Annotated in this window: 25 protein-coding genes; 8 read left to right on the plus strand and 17 right to left on the minus strand. The window is 64.1% G+C overall.

Annotated elements, in window-relative coordinates:
- Window positions 1-23: 23 nt before the first annotated feature.
- The 10 genes from phnC to phnG form a co-directional block, all read right to left on the minus strand.
- Window positions 24-881, minus strand: a complete 858-nt coding sequence (gene phnC, locus EJ077_RS04695; protein WP_208700008.1) for a phosphonate ABC transporter ATP-binding protein — start codon at window positions 879-881, stop codon at window positions 24-26.
- Between the two features lie 130 nt (window positions 882-1,011).
- Window positions 1,012-1,722, minus strand: a complete 711-nt coding sequence (locus EJ077_RS04700; protein ID WP_208700010.1) for a DUF1868 domain-containing protein — start codon at window positions 1,720-1,722, stop codon at window positions 1,012-1,014.
- Window positions 1,723-1,866: 144 nt separating this feature from the next.
- On the minus strand, window positions 1,867-2,484 hold the full coding sequence (locus EJ077_RS04705; RefSeq protein WP_208700012.1) for a DapH/DapD/GlmU-related protein: 618 nt from the start codon (window positions 2,482-2,484) through the stop codon (window positions 1,867-1,869).
- Window positions 2,481-3,188 (minus strand): phosphonate C-P lyase system protein PhnL, encoded by a 708-nt coding sequence (phnL, locus tag EJ077_RS04710; RefSeq protein ID WP_208700014.1) that lies wholly within the window; start codon window positions 3,186-3,188, stop codon window positions 2,481-2,483. The genes EJ077_RS04705 and phnL overlap by 4 nt, the downstream gene beginning before the upstream one ends.
- 2 nt (window positions 3,189-3,190) lie before the next feature.
- Window positions 3,191-3,967, minus strand: coding sequence for a phosphonate C-P lyase system protein PhnK (gene phnK / locus EJ077_RS04715; RefSeq protein WP_015315654.1), 777 nt, complete (start codon window positions 3,965-3,967; stop codon window positions 3,191-3,193).
- On the minus strand, window positions 3,964-4,863 hold the full coding sequence (locus EJ077_RS04720; protein ID WP_208700016.1) for an alpha-D-ribose 1-methylphosphonate 5-phosphate C-P-lyase PhnJ: 900 nt from the start codon (window positions 4,861-4,863) through the stop codon (window positions 3,964-3,966). The genes phnK and EJ077_RS04720 overlap by 4 nt, the downstream gene beginning before the upstream one ends.
- Before the next feature lie 5 nt (window positions 4,864-4,868).
- On the minus strand, window positions 4,869-5,126 hold the full coding sequence (locus EJ077_RS04725) for a hypothetical protein (RefSeq protein ID WP_208700018.1): 258 nt from the start codon (window positions 5,124-5,126) through the stop codon (window positions 4,869-4,871).
- Window positions 5,123-6,235 (minus strand): carbon-phosphorus lyase complex subunit PhnI, encoded by a 1,113-nt coding sequence (locus EJ077_RS04730; protein ID WP_208700020.1) that lies wholly within the window; start codon window positions 6,233-6,235, stop codon window positions 5,123-5,125. The genes EJ077_RS04725 and EJ077_RS04730 overlap by 4 nt, the downstream gene beginning before the upstream one ends.
- A 1-nt stretch (window position 6,236) precedes the next feature.
- Window positions 6,237-6,848, minus strand: a complete 612-nt coding sequence (gene phnH / locus EJ077_RS04735; RefSeq protein ID WP_208700022.1) for a phosphonate C-P lyase system protein PhnH — start codon at window positions 6,846-6,848, stop codon at window positions 6,237-6,239.
- Window positions 6,848-7,309, minus strand: a complete 462-nt coding sequence (phnG, locus tag EJ077_RS04740; RefSeq protein WP_208700024.1) for a phosphonate C-P lyase system protein PhnG — start codon at window positions 7,307-7,309, stop codon at window positions 6,848-6,850. Before phnG ends, phnH begins: the two co-directional genes overlap by 1 nt.
- A gap of 110 nt (window positions 7,310-7,419) precedes the next feature.
- Here phnG and phnF point away from each other — a divergent pair, with 110 nt between their 5' ends.
- Complete coding sequence (gene phnF, locus EJ077_RS04745) at window positions 7,420-8,169, plus strand: phosphonate metabolism transcriptional regulator PhnF (protein WP_127279887.1); 750 nt, start codon at window positions 7,420-7,422, stop codon at window positions 8,167-8,169.
- Between the two features lie 8 nt (window positions 8,170-8,177).
- On the opposite strand, the gene EJ077_RS04750 is transcribed toward phnF, so the two are convergent.
- The 6 genes from EJ077_RS04750 to EJ077_RS04775 form a co-directional block, all read right to left on the minus strand.
- Window positions 8,178-9,194 carry a zinc-binding alcohol dehydrogenase family protein gene (locus EJ077_RS04750; RefSeq protein ID WP_208700027.1) on the minus strand — a complete coding sequence of 339 codons (1,017 nt, stop codon included), beginning with the start codon at window positions 9,192-9,194 and terminating at the stop codon, window positions 8,178-8,180.
- A 77-nt stretch (window positions 9,195-9,271) separates the two neighbouring features.
- Window positions 9,272-10,240, minus strand: coding sequence for an ABC transporter permease (locus EJ077_RS04755; RefSeq protein WP_027144667.1), 969 nt, complete (start codon window positions 10,238-10,240; stop codon window positions 9,272-9,274).
- Entirely contained in the window at window positions 10,237-11,790 is a 1,554-nt protein-coding gene (locus tag EJ077_RS04760) for a sugar ABC transporter ATP-binding protein (RefSeq protein WP_208700029.1), read from the minus strand. The genes EJ077_RS04755 and EJ077_RS04760 overlap by 4 nt, the downstream gene beginning before the upstream one ends.
- Before the next feature lie 156 nt (window positions 11,791-11,946).
- Complete coding sequence (locus EJ077_RS04765) at window positions 11,947-12,939, minus strand: ABC transporter substrate-binding protein (protein ID WP_027144669.1); 993 nt, start codon at window positions 12,937-12,939, stop codon at window positions 11,947-11,949.
- Between the two features lie 341 nt (window positions 12,940-13,280).
- Window positions 13,281-14,279, minus strand: coding sequence for an aldo/keto reductase (locus tag EJ077_RS04770; RefSeq protein ID WP_208700031.1), 999 nt, complete (start codon window positions 14,277-14,279; stop codon window positions 13,281-13,283).
- Window positions 14,280-14,369: 90 nt separating this feature from the next.
- Window positions 14,370-15,875, minus strand: coding sequence for a UxaA family hydrolase (locus tag EJ077_RS04775; protein WP_208700033.1), 1,506 nt, complete (start codon window positions 15,873-15,875; stop codon window positions 14,370-14,372).
- A 239-nt stretch (window positions 15,876-16,114) separates the two neighbouring features.
- Here EJ077_RS04775 and EJ077_RS04780 point away from each other — a divergent pair, with 239 nt between their 5' ends.
- The 6 genes from EJ077_RS04780 to gndA all read left to right on the plus strand — a co-directional run bounded on the left by EJ077_RS04780 (window position 16,115) and on the right by gndA (window position 21,957).
- Window positions 16,115-17,017 (plus strand): GntR family transcriptional regulator, encoded by a 903-nt coding sequence (locus EJ077_RS04780; protein WP_208700035.1) that lies wholly within the window; start codon window positions 16,115-16,117, stop codon window positions 17,015-17,017.
- 120 nt (window positions 17,018-17,137) lie between these two features.
- The gene (locus EJ077_RS04785; RefSeq protein ID WP_208702904.1) at window positions 17,138-17,494 is read left to right on the plus strand and encodes a DUF2946 family protein; all 357 of its coding nucleotides are present in this window, start codon (window positions 17,138-17,140) and stop codon (window positions 17,492-17,494) included.
- Between the two features lie 96 nt (window positions 17,495-17,590).
- The gene (locus EJ077_RS04790; protein WP_208700037.1) at window positions 17,591-18,133 is read left to right on the plus strand and encodes a copper chaperone PCu(A)C; all 543 of its coding nucleotides are present in this window, start codon (window positions 17,591-17,593) and stop codon (window positions 18,131-18,133) included.
- Between the two features lie 39 nt (window positions 18,134-18,172).
- On the plus strand, window positions 18,173-18,691 hold the full coding sequence (locus tag EJ077_RS04795; RefSeq protein ID WP_208700039.1) for a YcnI family protein: 519 nt from the start codon (window positions 18,173-18,175) through the stop codon (window positions 18,689-18,691).
- A 127-nt stretch (window positions 18,692-18,818) separates the two neighbouring features.
- The gene (locus tag EJ077_RS04800) at window positions 18,819-20,378 is read left to right on the plus strand and encodes a copper resistance CopC/CopD family protein (protein WP_208702905.1); all 1,560 of its coding nucleotides are present in this window, start codon (window positions 18,819-18,821) and stop codon (window positions 20,376-20,378) included.
- A 151-nt stretch (window positions 20,379-20,529) separates the two neighbouring features.
- Window positions 20,530-21,957, plus strand: a complete 1,428-nt coding sequence (gene gndA, locus EJ077_RS04805) for an NADP-dependent phosphogluconate dehydrogenase (protein WP_208700041.1) — start codon at window positions 20,530-20,532, stop codon at window positions 21,955-21,957.
- On the opposite strand, the gene EJ077_RS04810 is transcribed toward gndA, so the two are convergent.
- Window positions 21,954-23,006, minus strand: coding sequence for a LacI family transcriptional regulator (locus EJ077_RS04810; RefSeq protein WP_135914966.1), 1,053 nt, complete (start codon window positions 23,004-23,006; stop codon window positions 21,954-21,956). The genes gndA and EJ077_RS04810 overlap by 4 nt on opposite strands.
- 410 nt (window positions 23,007-23,416) lie before the next feature.
- Here EJ077_RS04810 and EJ077_RS04815 point away from each other — a divergent pair, with 410 nt between their 5' ends.
- A complete protein-coding gene (locus EJ077_RS04815) occupies window positions 23,417-24,655 on the plus strand; it encodes an ABC transporter substrate-binding protein (RefSeq protein WP_208700043.1) in 1,239 nt (412 codons plus the stop codon).
- Window positions 24,656-24,704 lie beyond the last annotated feature (49 nt).

Below are 24,704 nucleotides of genomic sequence, written 5' to 3' on the forward strand. Positions count from 1 at the left end.
CTCGCTATTGGCCCGTAACGGGCTCAGTATCCCGGGAATGCGGGTTCGAGCGGTCCGGCGGATGCGGCGATTTTCTGCTTGAAGGCAACGCTGGTGGAGGTGATGGCCTCCGATATCTCGCCGCCATTGCTGTCGGCGCCGTAGACAAGACGCACGGCTTCGCGGTTGAGCTCTTCGGGCGGCCCGTCGAAGACGACCTTGCCGGCGGCCATGCCGATGATGCGGTTGCAATAGGTGCGGGCGGTATCGAGCGTATGAAGATTGGTGACGACGGTTATGCCTTCGCGCAGATTGATGTCCTGCAGCGAATCCATCACCACCTTGGCATTGAGCGGGTCGAGCGAGGCGATCGGCTCGTCGGCCAGGATCACCCTGGGCTGCTGCATCATGGCGCGGGCGATGGCGACCCGCTGCTGCTGTCCGCCCGACAAGGTGCCGGCGGGCTGAAGTGCGGTGCGGGCGATGTCGAGCCGCTCGAGCGCGGCGACCGCTTCCGCGCACTCGGCGCGCGAAAACATGCCGAGAAGGTTGGACAGGGTCGAACGGTGGTTCAATTTGCCGAGCAGCACATTGGTCAGCACGTCGAGGCGCGGCACCAGGTTGAACTGCTGGAAGATCATGGCGCAGTCGCGTTGCCAGCGGCGGAGCGGCGAGCCGCGCAACTGCGAAACCTCGGCGCCGTCAAAAAAAATCGACCCCTGGCTGGGGTCGACAAGACGGTTGATCATGCGAAGAAGAGTTGATTTGCCTGCGCCCGAACGACCAATGACACCAACCATCTGCCCCTGCGGGATCGAGATGTTGACCTCGCTGACGGCGGTGTTCTTGCCAAATCGTCGGCTGACACCGCGGATTTCGAGCGTGGCAGAGCTTGCTGACATGGGCTGGTTCCAGTCCGGTCCATATTGATCGTCAGGCACTCGCCTAACGCAGCCACATGAACCTGCCATGTCGCCAGCATGTCAGTTTTGTTACGCTCCACAGATACGACGGCCGGCGTCCTGCTGGCGATCAGCCGAGCACCAGCAATTCCTCGAAATGCTTCATGTCGCGGAATGCGCAGAAGGCGGGGGCCTTGATCTCGATCACCGGGGCTTCCCGGCCGAAAAGCGCCAGGCTCTCATCGAACAGCGCCTGCCAGCCAGTAGCCCTGTCGTCGGCGAGACGCTGGATCTGATAGGCGAAGGTGATGTGGAAGACGTAGGCGTCATGGTCGGGGTGCCGGTAGCCGAAAGGCACAGCCAGTGCATCGCGCCATGCACGCATGATGCGCACATCCTCGTCGGTCGCGCCGGCAACGGTGAGGCCGGTCGGCACGATCTCGACCACCTTGATATTGAACGGGCCGGCGCCCTCGACACCCTTCAGGCGCTCCAGATAGAGGCGGGTCATGGCGTCGATGCCGGTGTCGAGCGGCACGTCCCGAGGCCAGTAGGGCAAGCGGCGGCGATATTCTATGATGCCCTGGAACAGCGTCATGTGCAGGCTGGAGACCGGCGTGAAGGCGAGCCGGTCGGCGTCGGGCATTGCCATCATCCGATCGCGCACAGCAAGCACCACGGCTTCGGATGGCGAGCCGCTGACCAGATGGCTGACGACGGTATTGCCGGGCTCGAGGAGGAAGTTGCCTGACGTGTCGTAACGCGTGCCGAGATGTGTCGGCGGCGTCGGATTGGAGCCGGCAAAGAATGCAGTGAGCGAGGGTCTGACAGTGTCGAGCATGGCGATCTCCTTGGGAGATGGCGTCCTGTCCGAGTCCTGTGTCAGGTATATGAACAGGCCCGCCCTATGACGATGATGTGAGGGCTATGTCTCTTCACCTGACACAATTCCAGGAAAACCGTTCCGACTTTTCCCGGAATTGTCCTATCCATCGTACTTCTCCAGGAACGCCTCAGCGGACAACTCGCGGAAATCGTCGAGCGAGGCTCGCAGCGTGGCGTGGTCCCAGTCCCACCAGGCAAGCGCCTGATAGCGCTCGGCGGTGCGGCGGTCGAAGCGCTCGCGGATCGGTTTGGCCGGCACGCCGGCGACGATGGTGTAGGGCGCGACGTCCCTGGAGACGACCGCTCCGGCGCCAACGGCGGCACCGTCGCCGACGGTCACGCCAGGCAGGACGGTCGAGCCGTGGCCGAGCCAGGTGTCGTGGCCGACGGTGACGCGCTTGGCGCGACGCTCAGCGAAGAATTCGCTCTCATGCTCGGCGTCATCCCAATAGTCCGACGCGCGGTAGGTGAAGTGGTGCAGCGTCGGCCGCCAGGTCGGATGGTTGGTGGCGTTGAGGCGCACGCTTGCCGCGATGTTGGCAAACTTGCCGATCGTCGCGCACCAGACGGCGCAGTCCTGCATCATGTAGGAATAGTCGCCGAGTTCGCTTTCCGACACCCGGCTGCGGTCGGCGATCTCGGTCCAGCGGCCGAGCGTCGAGTTGTGCACCTCGGCCGTCGGATGGACCAGCGGCGTCTCCGACAGCTTCCTGGTCATGCGGCGAGTTTTCCCGGGGCGAAGGCGGTGACGTCGACGATGCGGTCGGCCACCGCCTCGCGCACATCGTGGTCGTGGAAGATGCCGAGCAGGGCGACGCCGGCCAGCTTCTTGGCGGCGATGAGTTCGATGACCACGTCGCGGTTGGTGGCGTCGAGCGATGCGGTCGGCTCGTCGAGCAGCAGGATCGGATGCTCGGTGATGAAGCCGCGCGCGATGTTGACGCGCTGCTGCTCGCCGCCGGAGAAGGTTGCCGGCGGCAGCATCCAGAGTTTTTCCGGCAGGTTTAGCTGGGCCAGCAAGGCGCGGGCCTTGGCTCGGGCTGCCTCGCGCTGCTCGCCGCGTTCAACCAGCGCCTCGGCGACGACATCGAGAGCCGAGACGCGCGGCACGGTGCGCAGGAACTGGCTGACATAGCCGATCGTTTGCCGGCGAATGGAAAGCACGGTGCGCGGGCTGGCATGGGCGAGATCGATCAACCCATCCTCGTGCGTCACGATGATCTGGCCTTCGTCGACGGCGTAGTTGCCGTAGAGCATCTTCAGGATCGAGCTCTTGCCGGCGCCGGACGGGCCGCCGAGCACGGTGCATTCGCCCGCCTTGATGGAGAAGGAGACGCCGGAGACGACAGGCAGTTTGATGCCGTCGCGCAGATGCATGGTGAAGCTCTTCGCGACGTCGGAGACAACGAGAGGGGTCGGCATCGTTACACCTGCAGAATGGAAGAGACGAGCAATTGCGTGTAGGGCGCGCGCGGATCGTCGAGCACACGGTCGGTGAGGCCGCTTTCGACGACGCGGCCGTCCTTCATCACCATCATGCGCTGTGACAGAAGCCGCGCCACGGCAAGGTCGTGGGTGACGACGATCGCGGCAAGACCAAGGTCGGTGACCAGACCGCGCAGGAGATCAAGCAGACGGGCCTGCACGGAAACATCGAGGCCGCCGGTCGGCTCGTCCATGAACACCAGCCGTGGCCCGGTGACGAGATTGCGGGCGATCTGCAGGCGCTGGCGCATGCCGCCGGAAAAGGCGCGGGGTTCGTCGTCGATGCGGTCTTCCTCGATCTCGACGCGCGACAGCCAGTCGACCGCAGTGGCGCGGATCTTGCCGTAATGGCGATCGCCGACCGCCATCAGACGCTCGCCGACATTGGCGCCGGCCGAAACCGTCATGCGCAGGCCATCGGCGGGGTTCTGATGGACAAAGCCCCAGTCGGTGCGCATCAGGAAGCGGCGCTCGGCCTCGCTCATGCGGTAGAGTTCGCGGAACTGGCCGTCACGCATGCGGTAGCTGGCGGTGCCGGAGGAAGGCAACAGCCGCGTCGACAGGCAGTTGAGCAGCGTTGTCTTGCCGGAACCGGACTCGCCGACGACCGCTAGGACCTCGCCCGGCCACAGGTCGAAGGAGACGTTGTCGCAGCCGACACGCGAGCCGTAGAATTTCGACAGCGCCGAGACGCGCAGCAGCGGTTCGTCAGTCATTGTGCCGGCTCCATGTTTGCTGGCGCTGGATGAGCCTCGGCAGCAAGGTGACCGCGATGGCCCTCTTCGCGCCGCTTCTCGCAGTGGTCGGTGTCGGAGCAGACGAACATGTGGCCGCCATGGTCGTTGAGGATGACCTCGTCGAGATAGACGTTCTCGGCCGCACAGAGCGCACAGGGTTGGTCGAAAGTCTGCACCTCGAACGGATGGTCCTCGAAGTCGAGGCTCACCACATCGGTGAAGGGCGGCACGGCGTAGATGCGCTTTTCGCGGCCGGCGCCGAACAACTGCAAGGCCGGCGAGCGATGCATTTTCGGGTTGTCGAATTTTGGTGTCGGCGATGGGTCCATGACATAACGGCCCTCGACCTTGACCGGATAGGCATAGGTGGTGGCGATGCGGCCGTGCTTGGCTATGTCCTCATAGAGCTTGACATGCATGAGGCCATACTCCTCCAGCGCATGCATCTTGCGAGTTTCGGTCTCGCGCGGCTCAAGGAAGCGCAGCGGTTCGGGAATCGGCACCTGGTAGACCAGCACCTGGCCCGCCGTCAGCGGATGCTCGGGGATGCGGTGGCGGGTCTGGATGATGCTGGCGGTGGCGGTGTCGGTAGTGACGGCGACGTTGGCGACCTTCTTGAAGAAGGCGCGGATCGACACAGCATTGGTGGTGTCGTCGGCGCCCTGGTCGATCACCTTCAGCACGTCGTCGGGGCCGATGATCGAGGCGGTGACCTGGACGCCGCCGGTGCCCCAGCCATAGGGCATCGGCATCTCGCGCGAGGCGAACGGCACCTGGTAGCCGGGAATGGCGATGCCCTTGAGGATCGCGCGGCGGATCATCCGCTTGGTCTGTTCGTCGAGATAGGCGAAGTTGTAGGTGGCGATGTCGGTCATGGCGATCACATCCGCTTCGTGCTAGGAATTTGACTGAGAGGATGCTGGAAACGGGACAGCTTCAGATGACCGCTGCCGGATGGATGCACCTTGGAATCCTGCTGCTGCTTTTCATCGGCGCAGTTGCCTTTGTCCTTCGGAGAATGGTTCTGCCCGCGCCGAAGGAGGGCGCGCGGGGTGAGACCGTGGGCGGCGCTTCGGGCTATGGCGGGACCGGTGGCCATGGCGGCGCCGACGGCGGGCATGGTGGCAGCTAGGGTCATTCCGCCGCCTCCCGGTTTTCTTCCGCCTTCGCAGGATTTTCGCGGGCCTCATACTCGGCGCGCATGCGGCGCACGAGGTCGAGTTCGGCCTGGAAGTCGACATAGTGCGGCAGTTTCAAATGCTCGACGAAGCCGGTCGCCTGGACATTGTCCGAGTGTGAAATAACGAACTCCTCGTCCTGCGCGGCGGCAACGACGTCCTCGCCCAACTCGGAGGCGCGTAGCGCCCGGTCGCAGAGCGCCATGGCCATTGCCTTGCGCTCGCTCTGGCCGAAGACGAGACCGTAGCCGCGCGTGAATTGCGGCGGCGCCTTGGCCGAGCCCTTGAACTGGTTGACCATCTGGCATTCGGTGACCCGCACCGTGCCGAGCGGCACCGCGAAGGGCAGCTCGGGAACGTCAAGCTCCAACTCGACCTCGCCTATGCGGATCTCGCCGACAAAGGGATGGTTGCGGGCGTAGCCGCGCTGCGTAGAATAGCCGAGCGCCAGCAGGAAACCCTCGTCGCCGCGTGACAGCGCCTGCAGGCGGATGTCGCGCGCCATCGGGAATTCCAGCGGCTCGCGGGTGATGTCGCCGGGAATGTGGTCCTGCGGCATGTCGCCATCGGGCTCGATCAGGCCTTCGCGGGCGAGAATGGCCGAGACACGCGGCATGGGCTCAGCTTCGCCGGAGCGCTGCAGCGGTTCGGCGACATCGGCGCCGGCGGCAAGCTCGGGATCGAGCAGCCGATGCGTATAGTCGAAGGTCGGGCCAAGCAACTGGCCGCCGGGCAGATCCTTGTAGGTTGCCGAGACGCGCCGTTCGACCAGCATGGCGCCGGTGTCGATCGGCTTGGTGTAGCCGAAGCGCGGCAGTGTGGTGCGATAGGCGCGCACCAGGAAGATCGCCTCGATCATGTCGCCGCGCGCCTGGACGATGGCGAGGGCGGCCAGTTCACGGTCATAGAGCGAGCCTTCACTCATAACCCGGTCGACACCGAGCGCCAGCTGCTCGACGATCTGGTCGAGGCGCAGTGCCGGCACCGAGCGGTCACCGCGCCGGCGATCGGCGAGCAGGCTGTGGGCGTTGGCAATGGCGGCCTCGCCGCCCTTTACCGCGACATACATCTTACGCCTCCATCGTCTTGGTGCGCGTCGTGCGCGGCAGGCAGGCTATGCCTTCCGATGTGGCGAGGATGATGTCGACGCCGCGCGGAAAGCGCTTGTTGTTTTGCTTCCACTGCTCGACGAAATGGCGCGGCATCTGTGCCGGCGCGATCGTGGCGCTGGTTTCGATGCCGGGGCCTTCGAGCAACAGCGGGGTCCCTGAAGTGAGATCGCCGACCTGCAGGATCAGCGTCGTCGATCGATCGGGATAATCCTGCGTGCCCTGCGAGAAACCGTCGAGCGCCATCATCTCGGCCGGTGTGGCAATAAACGCGAAATGCGCGTCGGCCGGTGTGTTGGCCAGCGGCGCACCGGTGTGGAAACCAAGCCAGGAGCCGATCGCCGCGGAGGCGTGCAGGGCCGGGTCGAGCCAGAGCGGCGTGTCGTTGTCGCAGAGCGCCAGCGCGATGGCGCCTGATGTCGCCGAAAGCGGCGCCGGCGGGCGGGCCAGGGCCGGCAAGGGCTGGACGCTGCCCGGCCGAGCCATGGCGTCCATGACTGCCCGAAACACGGTCTGTGCGTTGAAGACCGGATCGGCGAAACCGCCCTCGATTGATTGTGCCGCGATATCCATCAATCTTCTCCGCGAACCATGGTGAAGAAATCCACTTTCGTCGCCGCCGTCTCGGCGCGGCGTCTTTCGTGGGCAACGGTCAGAGCCGAGCGTAAGGGTGCAATGAGCCTGGTCTCGACCTCAGCGCGGCGGGCAGGGTCCTGCCAGAGCGCGTCGGCGATGGCCGCCAGCTTCGCCTTCTGCTTGTCGCGGCCAAGCGCGTAGCAATGACCGACCTGTCCGGACGGCAGCCGGACCGTGGCGCGGGTGACGGTCGCTTCGCCGACGTTGAAGGGGGCGCCGCCGCCGCCGATGCGGCCACGCAGCGTGACCAGGCCGGTCTCGGGACCGCGCAGCAGCTCGGCTTGCGAAGGCAGGCCGGCCTCGTTCCAGAGCCGGACGATGTCGTCGCCGCTGGATTGCGCCAGCGTCGCCATGGCGGCTTTGCGCTCGGCCTGGTCGCGGGCTTCCTGTCCTCGCATCGGCAGCTTTCCTCTTCGCCAGATTTGTCTATTGATATAGACAACTATACAAATTATACATATTACCTAACGCGAGTCCATGACGGGTGCGTGACAGGCGGGGGCAAAACATGATCGGGCAGCAAGCGGCCGACAGCATCGAGCGGCGCAGCGGTGTTTCACTATGGCGCCAGATCGCCGACAGGATCCTGCAAGCGATTGCCATTGGCGATTTCGCCGAAAATGCCGCGCTGCCGCCCGAAGTCGCGCTGGCCGAGCGCTACGGCGTCAACCGTCACACAGTACGCAGCGCCATATCGGCCCTCGTGCAGGAGGGCGTGCTGCGGGCCGAGCAAGGGCGCGGCACGTTCGTCTTGTCGCGCAAGCGGCTGTCCTATCCGATCGGCGCGCGTACGCGCTTCTCGGCGGGCCTGCAGGGGCAGACGTCGGAACGACACATCGTGCTGCTCTCTTCATCGATCGAGCCGGCCAGCCAGCGTGTCGCCGAGGGTCTTGGCCTTGCCAGGGGCGCTGACGTGATGCGGCTGGAAACACGCGGCGAGGCCGATGGACGGTCCGTGTCGCGTGCTGCCAGCTGGTTCGATGCCAGACGCTTTGCCGGCATCGACGAGGCGATGGCGCAGACCGGTTCGATCACCGCGTCGCTCGCGCGTTTCGGTATCGACGATTATCTCAGGCAATCGACCGTGCTCTCGGCGCGCCATGCCGACGCCGCCGATCTTGCCGATCTCGATCTGCAGCCGGGCGCCATCGTGCTGGTGACGGTGGCGGTCAACGTCACGCCCGACGGCCAGCCGATCCAGTTTTCGGAGTCACGTTTTCCGGCCGAGCGGGTGGAGCTGAAGCTGTCGGCGCTGTAACGCCCCGGCTATCCGATCTCGATCACGGCCTTGATCAGGCCCGACTTTTCATGGACCCAGCGTGCGAGATCCCCTGGCGTATCGGTCAGCGTGGTCCGGTGGGTGACGAGCTTGGCCAGCGGCACGGCGCCATTGCGGATCGAGGCGGCGACATGATCGAAATCGGCTCGCAGCGCATTGCGGCTGCCGACCAGCGTCATCTCGCGCTTGTGGAACTCGGGATCGGAAAAGACAATGTCGTCCTTGACGACGCTGACCAGCACCAGCGTGCCGCCATGCGCGACATGGGCGAAGGCCGATTGCACCGAGGAGGTGTTGCCGGTGGCGTCGAAGACCACGTCGAAGCCTTCGCCACCAGTCGCGTCGCGCACCAGATCGGACACGGGTGCATGCGAGCCGTCAAGGACCGAGAAGCCGAGCTCGCTTGACGCGAAGCCCAGCCTTTCGCTGCTCATGTCGAGCAAGCTGACGTCGAGCCCGGCGATGCGGGCGAAGATGGCGGTGCCGAGGCCGATCGGACCGGCGCCGATGACCAGCGTGCGTGCACCGGGCTCGGAACGCGCGCGGCGCACGGCATGGGCGCCGATGGCCAGGAATTCGACGGCGGCGGCGTCGGCGAGCGACAGGCCGTTGGTGGGATAGAGGTTCTGCGTCGGCACCAGGATCTGTTCGCACATGGCGCCATCGCGATGCACGCCGAGCACTTCGATGCGCACACAGCAATTGGGCTTGCCGTGGCGGCAGGCGATGCATTTGCCGCAGGAGAGATAGGGGTTGATGATCACCGGTTCGCCGACCGCAAGACCGGCTCCTTCGCCGACTTCGACGACGGTGCCAGACACTTCGTGGCCCATGATGCGGGGGTAGGCGAGGAACGGGTGCTTGCCCTCGAAGATGTGATAGTCGGTGCCGCAGATGCCGACATGGCTGACCGCCACCAGTGCCCAGCCGGGAGGCGGCGAGCCGGGAGCGGGACGGTCTTCCAGAATGAGTTCGCCGGGCGAGCGGCAGACGACGGCTTTCATGGTTCGGTCCAATTTGGGTTTACGAAAACGCCGGCCCGTTTTGATACTGGGCCGGAGTTCGTTTTTCGGTTCGTTGACTACTTGCCGCCGCGGCGGCGCAGGCCATCGAAATAGACGATGACGATGATCAGCACGCCGGTGATGACACGCTGCCAGAAGGCGTTGACGTTGAGCAGGTTGGCGCCGTTGTTGATGGTCGCCAGGATGAAGGCGCCGAGCAGTGGCCCGTGCACCGAGCCGACCGCGCCGAACAGTGAGGTGCCGCCGATCACCGACGAGGCGATCGCCTGCAGTTCCCACCCTTCGGCCTGGGTCGGGTTGCCGATGCCGATGCGCGAAGCCAAGAGCACGCCGACGAACGCCGCGCACAGACCCGACAGCGTGTAGGCCATGAAGATGGTGCGCTGGACGTTAACGCCGGACAGGCGCGAGGCCTCGGCGTTCGACCCAACCGAGAACAGATACCGGCCCCAGCGGCTGTGATGCAGGAAGACATAGGCGGGTATGCCGACCAGCAGGACCATCCAGAACAGATTGGGGACGCCGAGGAAGGAGTTGCGCGAGAATTCCTGGAAAGCATCATTGTTGATCGAAATCGAATTGCCGTTGGTCATCAAGAGGCCAATGCCGCGCAGCGACGTCAGGGTCGCCAGCGTGATGATGAAAGGCGGCAGGCCCATCTTGACGATGCCAAAACCATGGAAGAGGCCGATGGCGACGCCGACCAGCAAGGTGAGCAGGATGGCGAGGAAGACCGGGACGCCGGCATTGATCAACATCGCGGCGATGACGGTTGCGAAGCCAACCACCGCGCCGACGGACAGATCGATGCCGCCGGTGATGATGACGAAGGTCTGGCCGACAGCCAAAATGGCGATCATCGAACCCTGGCGCAGCAGATTCGAGATGTTGTTGGCCGACGCGAAGCTCGATGTGGATAACGACAGGATGACCCACAGCAGCACCAGCAGCGCCAGCAGCGTCAGTCCGAACAGGGCGTTGTAATTGCGCTTCGGTTTTTCGGCAGGAATCGCCTCGGTGCTCATATCTTTCCTCCCAACTTTTCTTGTTTCTCGGCGAGCGCCTGTGTGAGAATGTCCTCGTGATCGGCGGTGTGGAACCCGTGCGTGGCCACCAGCTTGCCGCGGCGGAACACGTGTAGCGTGTCGGCCAGTTCATAGACTTCCGGCAAATAGGACGAGATCAGGATGATGCCGGCGCCCTTTGACAAGAGGGCGCTGAACAGGCGGTAGATTTCGGCCTTGGTGCCGACATCGACGCCAACCGTCGGCTCGTCGAAGATGAACAGCTTGGCGCCATGGGCCAGCCATTTGCCGATGACGATCTTCTGCTGATTGCCGCCCGAAAGGCTGGACGCCAACGCATGGCGCGTCGGCGTCTTGATCCTGAGGCCAGCGATCTGGCGGTCGGCCTCGGCCTTCTCTTTCGCGTTCGAGATCAACAGATTGCTGGAGATGCGCTTGTAGATCGGCAAATTGAGGTTGAGGCCAACCGGCAGGTTGAGACAAAGGCCCTGGTCGCGGCGGCTTTCCGGCGCCAGCGCCATGCCGAGCTTGATCGCGTCATGCTCGGAGTTGATCTGGACATCCTTGCCTTCCCACAGGACCTGGCCGGCCGACTTCTTGTGCCGGCCGTAGAGCGTGGTGACGAATTCGCTGCGTCCGGCGCCGATCAGGCCGTAGAGCCCGACGATCTCGCCGGCACGGACTGTCATCGACACGTTTTCGAAGCCCTTGCCCGACAAGTTCCTGGCCTCGACGATCGCGGCACCCGGAGTGAAATGATCCTTGTGGTAGATTTGTTCGATCGAGCGGTTGATCATCAGCTTGACGAGTTCTGCGTCATTGGTCTCGCTGATGTTCCTGGTGCCGACCAGCGTGCCGTCGCGCAGCACCGAAACACGATCGGCGAGCTCGAACACTTCCTCCATGCGATGGCTGATATAGATGATCGTCACGCCCTCCGACTTCAGCCGGCGGATCAAGGTGAAGAGCTGGTCGGCCTCCTTGCGGGTCAGGTAGGCGGTCGGCTCGTCGAAGATCAGGAACTTGGTGCCACGCACGGTGGCGCGGGCGGCGGCGATCAGCTGCTGCTGGCCAATGGTCAGATCGCCCAATGTGACATGCGCCGGCAAGTCGAAGCCGAGATCATCGATGATCTTCTGCGCTTCCCTGACCATGGCGCGCTGCTGCAGGATCCCGAAGCGCGAATTCTCCTCGCCGAGGAACATGTTGGCGGCGACGGTCAGATGGCGGCACAGCACGACCTCCTGGTGCACGGCGTTGATGCCGAGCGCCATTGCCTCATGCGGGGTCGCCAGTGCAGTCGGTTGGCCCTCCCAGATCACTTCTCCGGAGGTGCGCGGCATGACGCCGGTCAAAAGCTTGATGAGCGTGGATTTGCCGGCGCCGTTCTCGCCGACGATGGCGTGGATCTCGCTTGCCTTGAAGGCAAGGTCCACCGGCTTCAAGGCGTGAGTGCCGGGATAACGCTTTTCTAGCCCGCGCAATTCGAGGATGGTCCTGCCGGGCTCCAGCGTGGGAGCCGGATGCAGTTCGTGCGCCGTCGGCGTCATGGCGATCCTCCCAGATTGGCCTCGCGGCTGGCACCCGGCGAGGCTGCGATCGTCTTTTCAAACAGCCTAGCCGAAGCCGGCCGATTGCCAAGCCGCTTGTGGCGGCGGATGTTTCCGGGGCGCGACGCCCCGGAAACGGTTTCGAACACGGGCTGCTTAGAGCTTCGGGTTGAGCAGCGCGTCGATCTTGGGATCCTTCATGTTGTCCTTGGTCACCAGATTGGCGCCAGTGTCGACGTTTGCCTCCACCTTCTCGCCCTTCGAGGCGGCAAGCGCGGTCTTGATGCCGTCATAGCCCATCCGGTACGGATCCTGGACGACGAGGCCGGAAATGACGCCGTCATTGAGGAACTTGATCAGCTTCTCGTCGCTGTCGAAGCCGATCAGCCCGACCTTGCCGGCAAGTTTGTTCTCGGCGATCGCCTGGCCGACGCCTTGCGCCATGATCAGGTTTGACGCGAAGATGCCTTTCAGGTCCGGATTGGCAGTGATCAGGTCGGTCGCGATGTTGAGGCCGGTGGTGGCCTGGCCGTCGGCGTATTTGTCGGCGATCAGTTCGAGGCCGGGATATTTGGCCTTGAGCTGTTCCTTGAAGCCTTGCGCGCGCTGTTCGAGCGAGCCAGCGCCGGGGAGCGCGGTGATAAGCGCAACCTTGCCCTCGACCTTGCCGCCGTTGGCGGCGCCGATGGCGGCGGCGAGACCGTCAGCGGCGACGCGGCCGCCCTGCACGTTGTCGGTGGTCAGGAACGAGGTGAAGGCCTTCGAGTCGGCGCCCGAGTCGATGCCGATGACCTTGACCTTGGCCGCGGCCTCGTCGATCGGCTTGCCGAGCGCCTTGGCTTCGGTCGGCGCGATGACGACGGCGGCCGGGTTGCCGGCGACGGCGTTCTCGAGGATCGAGATCTGGCCGTTGACGTCGGTTTCAGCCTGGGCGCCGAGCTCCGGCACATTGACGCCGAGATCCTTGCCGGCCTTGCGGGCGCCGGCCAGAACGATCTGCCAGTAGAAGGACGTGGTGTCCTTGACGATGATCGGAATGGTCACGTCCGCCGCCGAAACCGGTGCGGTATGCATGACGCCGGTGAGCATCGAGGCTGCCGCCAGGGCCATGACGGCGCGGCGGTTGAGAATGCTGGTCACGAATTTCATTAGGATCCTCCCTAAGTCGCCCGGTGAACGTTTACGGAAGCTCCGTTCGGATAGGCGTGGCCCAAACAGAACTTTATCAATAAAAAACAGTTGCACTGTTTTGATAGTGCATCGATCCAGCCGATGCAAGCGGTGTTTCCAGTCAGTCCTTCAAAGGCCTGACAATGCCCCGCCTGCCAGCGCGGCTCCTCCCTTGTCGTAGTCAGGCGCTTCCGTTTCCGTTCCGAGAGTGTATGGAATATTAATTCCATCCACCAGTCAATATGGAATGTTCGTTCTTTCTGGATCGCGACATTGTGAAGTCGGCCCCTGCCCTTATGGACATCGCGAAGTGCGGGGCCTCAAGGCAGTTCCTGCACCACCGTGTAGGGACGATACTTGGCATATTCCGTCTCCGGCACGTCGATATCGAGCAGTTCGAGGTTGCGCGTCAGGTTCGCCAATTTTGCCGTGCCGGTCAGCACGGTGGCGACGGCTGGCTCGTGCAATGGAAACTGGAACGCGGCCGCCGGCAGCGGATAACCGCCTTCACCGGCGATCCTCTCCATGGCGTCGACACGGTCGAGCACATCGTGGCTGGCGGGTTGGTAGTCGAAATGGGCGCCTTGCACCGGCCCGGTCGCCAATATGCCCGAGTTGAAAACGCCACCGATCACCAGCGACGTCTGCTGCGCACGGCACAGCGGCAGCAGTTCGGCTTCCGCGCTGCGGTCGAGCAAGGAATAACGGCTGGCGAGCAGGATGCAGTCGAGCGGCGCCCGGCGCATCACGTCAAGGCAGATTGGGACTTCGTTGACGCCGAGCCCATAGGCGGAAATCGTACCGGCCCGCTTCAACTCCTCGAGCGCCTTGAGCCCGCCATCCATCAGCTGGCGGAAATGCAGCTTGGTCTTCTCGACCCCATGCGTGTAGACGCCGATATCGTGCACATACAGGATGTCTATCCTGTTTAGCCCAAGGCGTGCATAGCTGAAGTCGACCGACCGCATGATGCCGTCATAGGAATAATCGTAGTCCAGCGCGAAGGGCAACGGATCGACATAGGAGTGGTCGGGAACCTGGTCTTCCGGCACCGGGCGGAACAGGCGGCCGACCTTGGTCGAAAGCACGTAGGAATCGCGTGGCTTGTAGCGCAGGAAGTCGCCGAAGCGACGCTCCGACAGGCCGAAGCCGTAGAAGGGCGCGGTGTCGAAATAGCGCAAGCCCGCTTCCCAGGCGCCTTGCAGCGTTTCCATCGCCGCCTCGCGCGAACAGGCGCGGTAGAGGCCGCCGATCGCGGCGCCGCCGAAACTGACTTCCGTGACCTCCAGCGCCGTCTGGCCGATGCGGCGTCTTTCCATGCACAACCTCCCCGTTGCCGCCGCAGCCGGCGGATCCCAAGACATCAATCCAAGACAATTCCACGAAAGTCCGTGGCGCGAATACAAGAACTAGAGGGTTGCGCCGAGATGCCAGGGCACGAACTCGTTGTCGCCGTAGCCAAAATCCTCGCTCTTGGTCTTGCGGCCCGAAGCCGTCTCGACAATCAGTTCGAAGATCTCCCGGCCCATCCCGGCAATGGTCTTTTCGCCGGAGGCGATGACGCCGCAATTGACGTCCATGTCCTCTTCCATCTGGTGATACATGGTCGAGTTGGTGGCGACCTTGATCGACGGTGTCGGCCGGCAGCCGAAGCAGGAACCGCGGCCGGTGGTGAAGACGATGACATTGGCGCCGCCTGCGACTTGTCCGGTGGCCGAGACCGGGTCGTAACCGGGCGTGTCCATGAACACCAGCCCGTTGCCGGTGACCTTCTCGGCGTAGCCGAACACGCCGTTGAGCGGCGTCTGGCCGCCCTTGGCGACGGCACCGAGCGACTTTTCCAGGATGGTGGTGAGGCCGCCGCGCTTGTTGCCGGGCGAGGGGTTGTTGTCGATCGAGGCGCCATGCTTGGCGACGTGATCTTCCCACCATTTCACATAGCCATCGAGCTTCTTGGCGACCTCGGGCGTCGCCGCGCGATAGGCGAGCAGATGCTCGGCGCCATAAATTTCCGTCGTCTCGGAGAGGATGCCGATGCCGCCGACGCCAGCGAGAATGTCGACCGCCGCGCCCAGCGCCGGATTGGCCGTGATACCAGACATGCCGTCGGAACCGCCGCATTGCAGGCCGACGACGATCTCGCTGACCGGGATCGGCTCACGCTTCAACTGGCCGACTTCCTCTGATATCTCGGCCAGTACGCCCATCGCCTTTTCCACCGATTTGCGCGACCCGCCGGCATCCTGGATGTTGAAGTGGCGCTTGCCGGCGGCGGCACCTTTCTGGCCGTAAAGGGTGAGCTGGTTGACCTCGCAGCCGAGGCCGACCATCAGCACGCCGCCGAAATTAGGATGGCGGGCATAGCCGGCCAAGGTCCGGTGCAGCACCATCATGCCGTCGCCGGTGCCGCTCATGCCGCAGCCCTGGCCATGGACGATCGGCACGAAGCCATCGATGCCGGGATATTTCGGCAGCAACGTCCTGTTGGCGGTGTCGGCGATCGAATGGCAGACGGTGGCCGAACAATTGACACTGGCGATGATGCCGATGAAGTTGCGCGTGCCGGCGCGGCCATCGGCTCGGCGATAGCCCATGAAAGTGCGGGCGCGGTCGGCCTCCGTCGCATGCTCGGCCTCGCTCGGCGGCACCACCGGCAGCCGACCGGCCTCGAAAACCAGATTGTGCGAATGGACATGCTCGCCCGGCGCGATGTCCTGTGTAGCGCGGCCGATCGCTTGGGCGTATTTGACCACAGCCTCACCCGCGGCAATCGACTTGATCGCCACCTTGTGGCCAGGCTCGATGACGGCGGCAGCGAGCGCGCCGCCCGGCAGCGTGGTGCCGATCTCGATACGGCCATTGGCAACGGCGACATTGTCGGCGGGAGATAGAAGAATGGTGTTCGAGACGTTCACGGGTGTTTCCTGGGTGATCCTGGGATGCGCGGATTGACACGCGCCTGTTAAGAGCTAATGTCTTTTATCGTGAAAAAACAGTTTTGCGTCAATTGTTTTTTCGCTCGGGTTCGGCCCTTGGTGGCGCTGGAAACAATGAGCCTGACCCAGTGAAAGCGATTCCTGCTTTTCAGGGTTCTGGGAAGGTCATATTGCGCTTCAAGCCGGCCGCCGCAAGCGCGGGATGAGTGGGGCAGGGGATGTCGAAGAGCAACAACGTCTACAAGGATGCCTACAACCGGTGCCTCAGGCTGCTCGACGAGACGCGCAGCCTGCCTTCGGAACCCGAACTGGGCGGGCTGCTCGGCGTCAGCCGCACAACCGTGCGCAGCATCCTGGCGCGTATGGAGGAAACCGGGCTGATCGCCTGGAACAAGCGTGCCAAGACGGTGCTGCGCGACCCGCGTCCCGACGATTTCTTCCCCGAGGAAGAGACCGACACGCTGGCCGAGATCATCGAGCGGTCGTTCATGCGCAGGCTGCTTGCCGGCGGCGCCGAGGCCGGCATGCAGGTCAACGAGCTCGAACTGGCGCGTGAGATCGGCGTCGGCACCACCAGCGTGCGCGAGTTCCTGATCCGCTTCTCCCGTTTCGGCCTGATCGAGAAACGCCGCAACAGCCATTGGGTGCTGAAAGGCTTTACACGGGCCTTCGCACTGGAACTGACCGAGATCCGCGAGATGTTCGAATTGCGCTCGGCCGCCGCGTTCACCGCGCTGCCGCGGGATAGTCCGGTCTGGGGGGATCTCGACCGGCTGGAGGAGGAACACCGCGCTCTGGCACGCGAGATCGCGACGCGCTTCAATGAGTTTTCGGAGCTGGACGAGCGCTTCCATCGGCTTATCCATCGCGCCTCGCACAACCGCTTCATCGTTGATTTCTACGACGTCATCGCCATGATCTTCCATTACCATTACCAGTGGAACAAGGCGCAGGAACGCGAGCGCAACGAAGTCGCGATCGGCGAGCATCTATCCTATATCGAGGCACTCAAGTCGCGCGACCTCGGCAAGGTCGATGCAGCCTGCCGCAGGCATCTGAAGTCGGCACGCCAGACATTGCTGACCTCGATCCCGGAAAGCCGGCCATCCCAAAAGAGCTGATCCTGCCGCGTTGCCGCAGCAGCGAATTGGCGATTTTCGACCTGTCTCGGCCGTGCTAGGTATCGTCATCGATTGTTTGAAGAGGCAGATGGCTTGATCGGCCCGGAGAGACGGTGGAGCATTCCGGTCGTGCTTGTCGCGGCCTATTTGCTGTTGCTCCAGTCGACACTTGGTGCGTTCGCCTTCAGCACCGCGCCGAGTGCCGCGCAGCTCGACGCCTTCGGCAACGTCATCTGTACCCACGACGGCGCCTCCCAGCTTCCCGGCGGCGACCAGCATCCGTCCCACCTGCCGGCCTGCTGCACACTTGGCTGCAGTATGTTTTCGCCGGCCTATGCGCCGCCGCCCGATGCCGGGCTTGCACTTGCGTCCCTTTCCTTCGAGGCCGTCGCCTTCGTCTTCTCGGCGACCACGCATCTCGACTTCGCCCGCGAACGCTCCCCGTCGAACCCGCGCGCGCCGCCGATGGCGGGTTGAGCCTGCTTGCTTGCGGAACCTTTCGCGAGCGTACTCATCCAAGAGCAAATCCATTCGCGACCGGCGACGGCGCGATCATCACGTCATGGAGCAACCATGTCCCATTCTTTCCGTATGTCGGCGGGCATCGCGTTCGGCCGCACCCTGTCTCGCTTCAAAGCCGATCTCGGCATCATCACATTGGCCTTTGCCCTGTTGTTCGTTGGCGTCCAGGCCGTCCCGGCGCATGAATTCAAGGTCGGCGATCTCGAAATCGAACACCCCTGGTCGCGCGCCACGCCGGCTGGCGCCAAGGTGGCCGGCGGCTATTTCACCATCGTCAACAAGGGCAGTACACCGGACCGGCTGCTGTCGATCTCCTCCGACGTCTCCGAAAAGGCCGAACTGCATCAAATGGGGGTCAAGGACGGCGTCATGACCATGCGGCCCGTGGACGGTGGCTTGGAAATCCCGGCAGGCGGCAAGGTCGCGCTCGCGCCCGGAGGCTATCACCTGATGTTCATAGGCCTGAAGCGGCAACCCAAGCAGGGCGAAAAGTTCGCCGCCACGCTGACCTTCGAGAAGGCCGGTACGGTCAGCGTCGAGTTCGCCGTCGAGGGCATGGGCGAAATGGGTGGCATGGACGACCACGCCAATTGATCGTTCCGATCCACCAATTTTGACATCAGAGGGACCATCATGATCAGATATCTTTTGGCGGCCGGCGCGTTTCTTGTGCTGGGGACAAATGCCGCCTTCGCGCACATCACGCTCGAGACCCAGGAGGCGGCGGTCGGCTCGACTTACAAAGCAGTGCTGCGCGTGCCGCATGGTTGCGACGGCAAGGCGACGACCGCCGTACGCGTGCAGATCCCGGAAGGGGTGATCGCGGTCAAGCCGATGCCCAAGCCTGGCTGGACGCTGCAGACCAAGAAGGGCAAGTACGAGAAGTCGTACCTGCTCTACGGCGAGGCGGTGGCCGACGGGGTGAAGGAAGTCGACTGGAGCGGCGGCAATCTGCCGGATGAATTTTACGACGAGTTCGCCTTCCGGGCGACGCTGACGGCGGATTTGCCCGCCGGCCAGAAACTCTACTTCCCGGTGGTGCAGGAATGCGGCGATGCCGCCGCCCGCTGGATCGAGATTCCGGCGGCCGGACAGGATGAGGACGCGCTTGAGAACCCGGCGCCCGGCATCAAGCTCACGCCGAAGAAATGATTTTCTGGCGGCGCGCCCTGTCGGCAAGGTGCGCCGCCAATTCCATGGCGACAGCATGAACGCGAGATCCCCACTTCAAAGGCCCGCAACGACCAGCAAGCGATTCGGCTGGCCCGGTCTTTTCGCGATGGTCATCGCGTTCATCGTCATGGCCTCGACAAGCCAGGCCTTTGCCCATGCGGCGCTGATCAAGACCGACCCGGCCAACGGCGCCGTGCTGGCACAGGCGCCGGCGCGGTTCTCCCTGACCTTCAGCGAGCCGGTTGCGCCGCTGGTGCTGACGCTGGTGAGGCCCGACGGCACGCCGGTTGCGCTGACATCCTTCCGCCTCAGCGACCAGACGGTCGAGATCGACAATGCGCAGGCGCTCAAATCGGGCACGCATGTGCTGAGCTGGCGTGTCATTTCCGCCGACGGCCATCCGGTCGGCGGCTCGCTCTTGTTTTCCATCGGCGCGCCAAGCGAGCCGCCGGCCGTCTCCGAAGCGATCGACTGGCCGCTGCGGTCGGCGATCTGGATCGGCAAGGTCCTTCTCTATGCAGGGCTTTTCCTCGGCATTGGCGGCGCTTTCGCCCTTGCCTGGCTGGCTGGCGATGGCCGCGCCGGTCAGCGCTTTGTTGCCGGGACGATCCTGTGCGGACTGGTGGCGGCGCCGCTATCGCTGGGCTTGCAAGGCCTCGATGCGCTTGGAGCGCCGCTCTCCCATCTGGCGCAGCCGGTTGTCTGGCGCACCGGTCTCGGCACCAGCTTCGGCTGGACGGTGCTGATCGCTCTGATCGCGCTGGGTCTCGGCCTGCTTTCGCTGGCCGGACCGCGCGCGGCTGCCAGGCCGCTTGCCCTTGTCGGGCTCGCCGGTGTGGGCGCGGCACTTGCCGCAAGTGGCCACGCCAGTGCCGCCGAGCCGCAGTGGCTGACACGGCCGCTGGTTTTCGTGCATGGCGCCGGTATCGCTTTCTGGGCCGGCGCTCTGGTGCCGCTGGGTCTAGCGCTGAAGCGTCAAGCGGCCGGCGCCGTTGAATTCCTGCGCCGCTTCTCATGGGCCATCCTGCCCGTGGTCGCCTTGCTTGCCGGGGCGGGCGCCGTGTTGGCCGTGATCCAGGTACAGACGCCCTCGGCGCTGATCGATACTGCCTATGGCCGGCTGCTGCTGGTCAAGCTCGCGCTGCTGGTCTTCCTGTTCACGCTTGCCGCCGTCAACCGCTGGAAGCTTACCGCTTCGGCCGAGGCGGGCGCGACCGAGGTGCAACGCAGGCTCACCCGCTCGGTCGGCGTCGAAGTGCTGATCGTGCTGGCGATCTTCGGTGTCGCCGCGGGCTGGCGCTTCACGCCACCACCACGGGCGCTGGCGATCGCGGCGGCGCAACCGGTTTCGGTCCACATCCACGCGCTGCAGGCGATGGCCGATCTCAGCATCACGCCTGGCCACGCCGGCCGGGTTTCCGCCTCGATGATCATCATGACCGGGGATTTGGGACCGCTCGATGCCAAGGAAGTGACGCTGGTGCTGTCGAAGCCCGACTCCGGCATCGAGCCGCTGAAGCGCGCAGCAACCAAGCCCGGCGATGGCAGCTGGCGTGTCGACAATCTCGTCATTCCAGTGCCCGGCCGCTGGATGGCGCGCATCGACATCCTGGTCTCGGACTTCGACGTGGTGAAGATCGAGGCGCCGATCGACATCAGGCCGTAACTCACGGATGTGATACCATTGTCGAACGGGAAACGTCTGCGTGCGGCTATAACACAATTCGGCGAGGCGGTTGACGCGGCCCGAAACGCTCGTCAATCATCGCCCGCAAAACACGGCCTCAACAAAGCGATCCGAAAGCAGGGAAGAAACGATGGAAAAAGCCGAAATCGGCCTGATCGGCCTTGGCACGATGGGTTCCAACCTGGCGCTGAACATCGCCGAACACGGGCACCGCATCGCCGTCTTCAACCGCACCAAGGCACGCACCGACGCCTTCGTGGAGAATGCCGGTGCGCTCAGGAACATGGTCGTCCCCTGTTACAGCCTGGAAGAGCTTGCCGCGGCGATCCGGCCACCGCGCCCGATCATCATCATGGTGCTGGCCGGCAAGCCGGTGGACGAGCAGATCGAGGCGCTGCGCGGCGTGCTGTCGGCCAACGACATCGTCATCGACGCCGGCAATGCCAATTTCCGCGACACGATGCGGCGCTTCTCGGAACTGTCCGGCTCGGGTTTGACCTTTATCGGCATGGGTGTCTCGGGCGGCGAGGAGGGCGCGCGCCATGGGCCGTCGATCATGGTCGGCGGCACCGAAGACTCCTGGAAGCGTGTCGAAAAGGTGCTGACCGCCATCTCGGCCAAGTTCAAGGACGAGCCGTGCGCGGCCTGGCTCGGCACCGACGGCGCCGGGCATTTCGTCAAGACCATCCACAACGGCATCGAATATGCCGACATGCAGATGATTGCCGAGATCTACGGCATCCTGCGCGATGGCCTGGGCATGGGGCCGAAGGAGATCGGCACGGTATTTTCCAACTGGAACAAGGGCCGGCTCAATTCCTACCTGATCGAGATCACCGCCAAGGTGCTCGCCGCCGACGATCCGAAGACCGGCAAGCCGGTGGTCGACATCATCCTCGATCGCGCCGGCCAGAAGGGCACCGGCAAGTGGTCCGTCATCGAGGCGCAGCAGCTCGGCATTCCGGCGACCGCGATCGAGGCGGCGGTGGCGGCGCGCGTGCTGTCGTCGATCAAGGACGAAAGGCAGGCAGCCGAAAAGGCCTATGGCAATATCGGCGTGACGAAAATTTCGGGCGACAAGGACACGCTGCTGAAAGACCTCGAACTGGCGCTATTCGCCGGCAAGATCGCTGCTTACGCGCAGGGCTTTGCCGTGATGGCCGGCGCCTCGAAGGAGTTCAACTGGAACCTGCCGATGCCGACCATCGCCAAGATCTGGCGCGCCGGCTGCATCATCCGCTCGCAAATGCTCGACACAATGGCCGAGGCCTTCAGCAGTGGCGGCGCTTCGACCAACCTGCTGATGGCGCCGGCTTTCATCAGCTTGATGCAGGAGGCGCATCCGTCGCTGCGGCGCATCGTGGCGAGGGCTTCCGAAGCCGGGACGCCGGTGCCGGCTCTGTCTTCGGCGCTTGCCTATTTCGACAGCTACCGCCAGGGCCGCGGCACCTCGAACCTGATCCAGGCGCAGCGCGACTTCTTCGGCGCGCATGGTTTCGAGCGCATCGGCGAGCAGGGTGCGTTCCACGGCCCGTGGGGCAGCGGCGCCGCGGGTTAGTCGCCTGAGCGCCGATAGGCCACGACGCCCTTCGGCTCGCTCAGGCTCTGCAGCGAGCCGGGCGCGGTGCCACCGATCCAGCCGAGCACCGAGCGTGCAAGCTCGGAGCCGGCCAGCCTGAAATCTTCGTTGACGACCAGCAATTCATGCCGGAACAGATGCAGCAGATCCGACGACTGCTTCGACACCACGTCGACGTCGCGGCCGAGCTTGAACCCGGCATCCTCGATACCGGCGACGATGGCGAGCGTCGCGGCGGCGGCGCTGCTGATAATGCCGTCCGGCCTGATGTCGCGCCGCATCAGTTGCGCGGTCCTCATCCTGATCTGTTCGATCGAATGGTCGATCGAGATGGTGTTGAACGGCACCTCGCTGGCGCCGACTTCGCTCAGCGCGTCGGCAAAGCCGTCGACCGTATGGCGGTAGTAGCTCAAACCGACCGGCGGCGTCACCAAAGCGAGCCGGCGGCGGCCCATGCCGGCGAGATGGCGCACGGCCTCGGCCGCGAAGGCGTAGTTGTCGAAATCATGGTAGGGATGAACCAGCCCCATATCGGTGCGGCCATGCGTGGCGAAGGGTATGCCGCGCTCCAGCATGTAGCGGGCGCGCGGATCGTTCGGCTGCGTGCGCGAGATGATGACGCCGTCGGCCGAACCGGTCTCCACGAGATAGCGCACCGGATCCAGCGGATCCTGCGAGCGCGAATAGGGTGTGACGATCAAGTGGTAGGGCGTGTCGGCGATGACTTCGGTGACACCGTAGATGATGTCGGAGACGAAGCTCATGATCTCCTGCTCGGTGTTGAGCACGAGGCTGATGACATTGGTCTTGCCGGTCCTGAGGCGCACGCCGGCACGGTTGGGCCGGTAGCCGATCTGCTTGGCGACGAGCTGGACGCGGCGCCTGGTCTCGGCGCCGATCTCCGGGGCATCCTTCAGGGCGCGCGATACGGTGGTGACGCCGAGCCCGGTCATGAAGGCAAGCGTCTTCAGCGTCGGCCGCTCTCGCGTCGACGCCTCTTCGTTTTTTTCCGTCCGCTGTTTGTCCATTCTTCCCGCCCGTCAGGCGCATAGCAGCCGCAGGCCGGGTCGGCAATCGCCGCAATCCGCAATCCGGCGTGATTTCAGGCCTTGTGTGGCTGCAATATACTGAAACGTTACAGATTGCCAATCTCGGCTTGTCGTGCGCCAGTATGGTTGCGGATATCTGGTGGGCAAATTCTCTTGGGAATCCAAGGCGAAATGCCGCCTTCGCGGCGACTTTGCCGAGTTTTACAGGAAATATTGACCGTTTTGCACTGCAATCGCGGCGTGTTGCGATGCAGCACACGCGGCGGGCTGCAAGAATTTATTCGCGCTTCGAAAAAATGTAAGGTCATCCGCACGGCCGGGGTTGCACCATCGGCGCAATTGCCGTATCGAAAATCTGTAACGTTTCAGATTTCTGGGAGGAAGCCGAAATGCGATACAAATTCCTGACCGCTGCCTTTGCCGCGACAGTTGCGCTCAACGCCGCCGGGCCAGCGGCCGCGACCGATCTGGAAGTCACCCATTGGTGGACCTCCGGTGGCGAGGCGGCGGCGGTCGCCGAACTCGCCAAGGCATTCGACGCCACAGGCAATCACTGGGTCGACGGTGCCATCGCCGGATCCGGCGGCACGGCGCGGCCGATCATGATCAGCCGCATCACGGGCGGCGATCCGATGGGAGCCACCCAATTCAATCATGGCCGGCAGGCGGAAGAACTGGTGCAGGCCGGCCTGATGCGCGACCTCACCGATGTCGCCACCAAGGGCAAATGGACGGAAGTGGTGCGGCCCAAGAGCCTCCTCGACAGTTGCACGATCGGCGGCAAGATCTATTGCGTTCCGGTCAACATCCATTCCTGGCAATGGCTCTGGCTGTCGAACGCGGCCTTCGAAAAGGCCGGCGTGCCGGTGCCGAAGAACTGGAATGAATATGTGGCCGCGGCCCCGGCGCTGGAGAAGGCAGGCATCGTGCCGCTCGCGGTCGGTGGGCAGGCCTGGCAGGCGTCGGGCGCCTTCGACGTGCTGCTTGCCGCGGTCGGCGGAACCGACACCTTCCTCAAGGTCTACAAGGACAAGGACGCCAAGTTCGCCGCCGGTCCCGAAGTCGCCAAGGTCTTCAAGGCAGCCGACGATGCGCGCAAGATGGCCAAGAACACCAATGTGCAGGACTGGAACCAGGCCACCAACATGGTCATCACCGGCAAGGCCGGAGGCCAGATCATGGGCGACTGGGCCCAAGGCGAGTTCCAGGTCGCCGGCAAGACCGCCGGCAAGGACTATACCTGTCTTCCCGGCCTTGGCCTGAACGAGGTCATCGCCACGGGCGGCGACGCCTTCTACTTCCCGCTGCTCAAGGATGCCGACAAGGCCAAGGCGCAGGAAGTACTGGCCGAAACCCTGCTCGATCCCAAGACCCAGGTCGCCTTCAACCTCAAGAAGGGCTCGCTGCCGGTGCGCGGCGACGTCGACCTCGACGCGGCCAATGACTGCATGAAGAAGGGCCTCGCCATCCTGGCCAAGGGCGCGGTCATCCCGTGGACGGACCAGCTGCTCTCGCAGGACAGCCAGAAGCAGAAGGAGGACCTGTTTTCGGAGTTCTTCGCCAAGCCCGACATGACCCTCGAAGAGGCGCAGAAGCGTTTCGCCGACATCATCGCTTCCGCCGATTGATCTCAGGCGTCCCCGCCAGCTCCCGGCCCTTGTCCATCGAGGGTCGGGA

Origin of the sequence: Mesorhizobium sp. M8A.F.Ca.ET.057.01.1.1, assembly GCF_003952565.1 — a bacterium.
Taxonomy (GTDB): domain Bacteria; phylum Pseudomonadota; class Alphaproteobacteria; order Rhizobiales; family Rhizobiaceae; genus Mesorhizobium.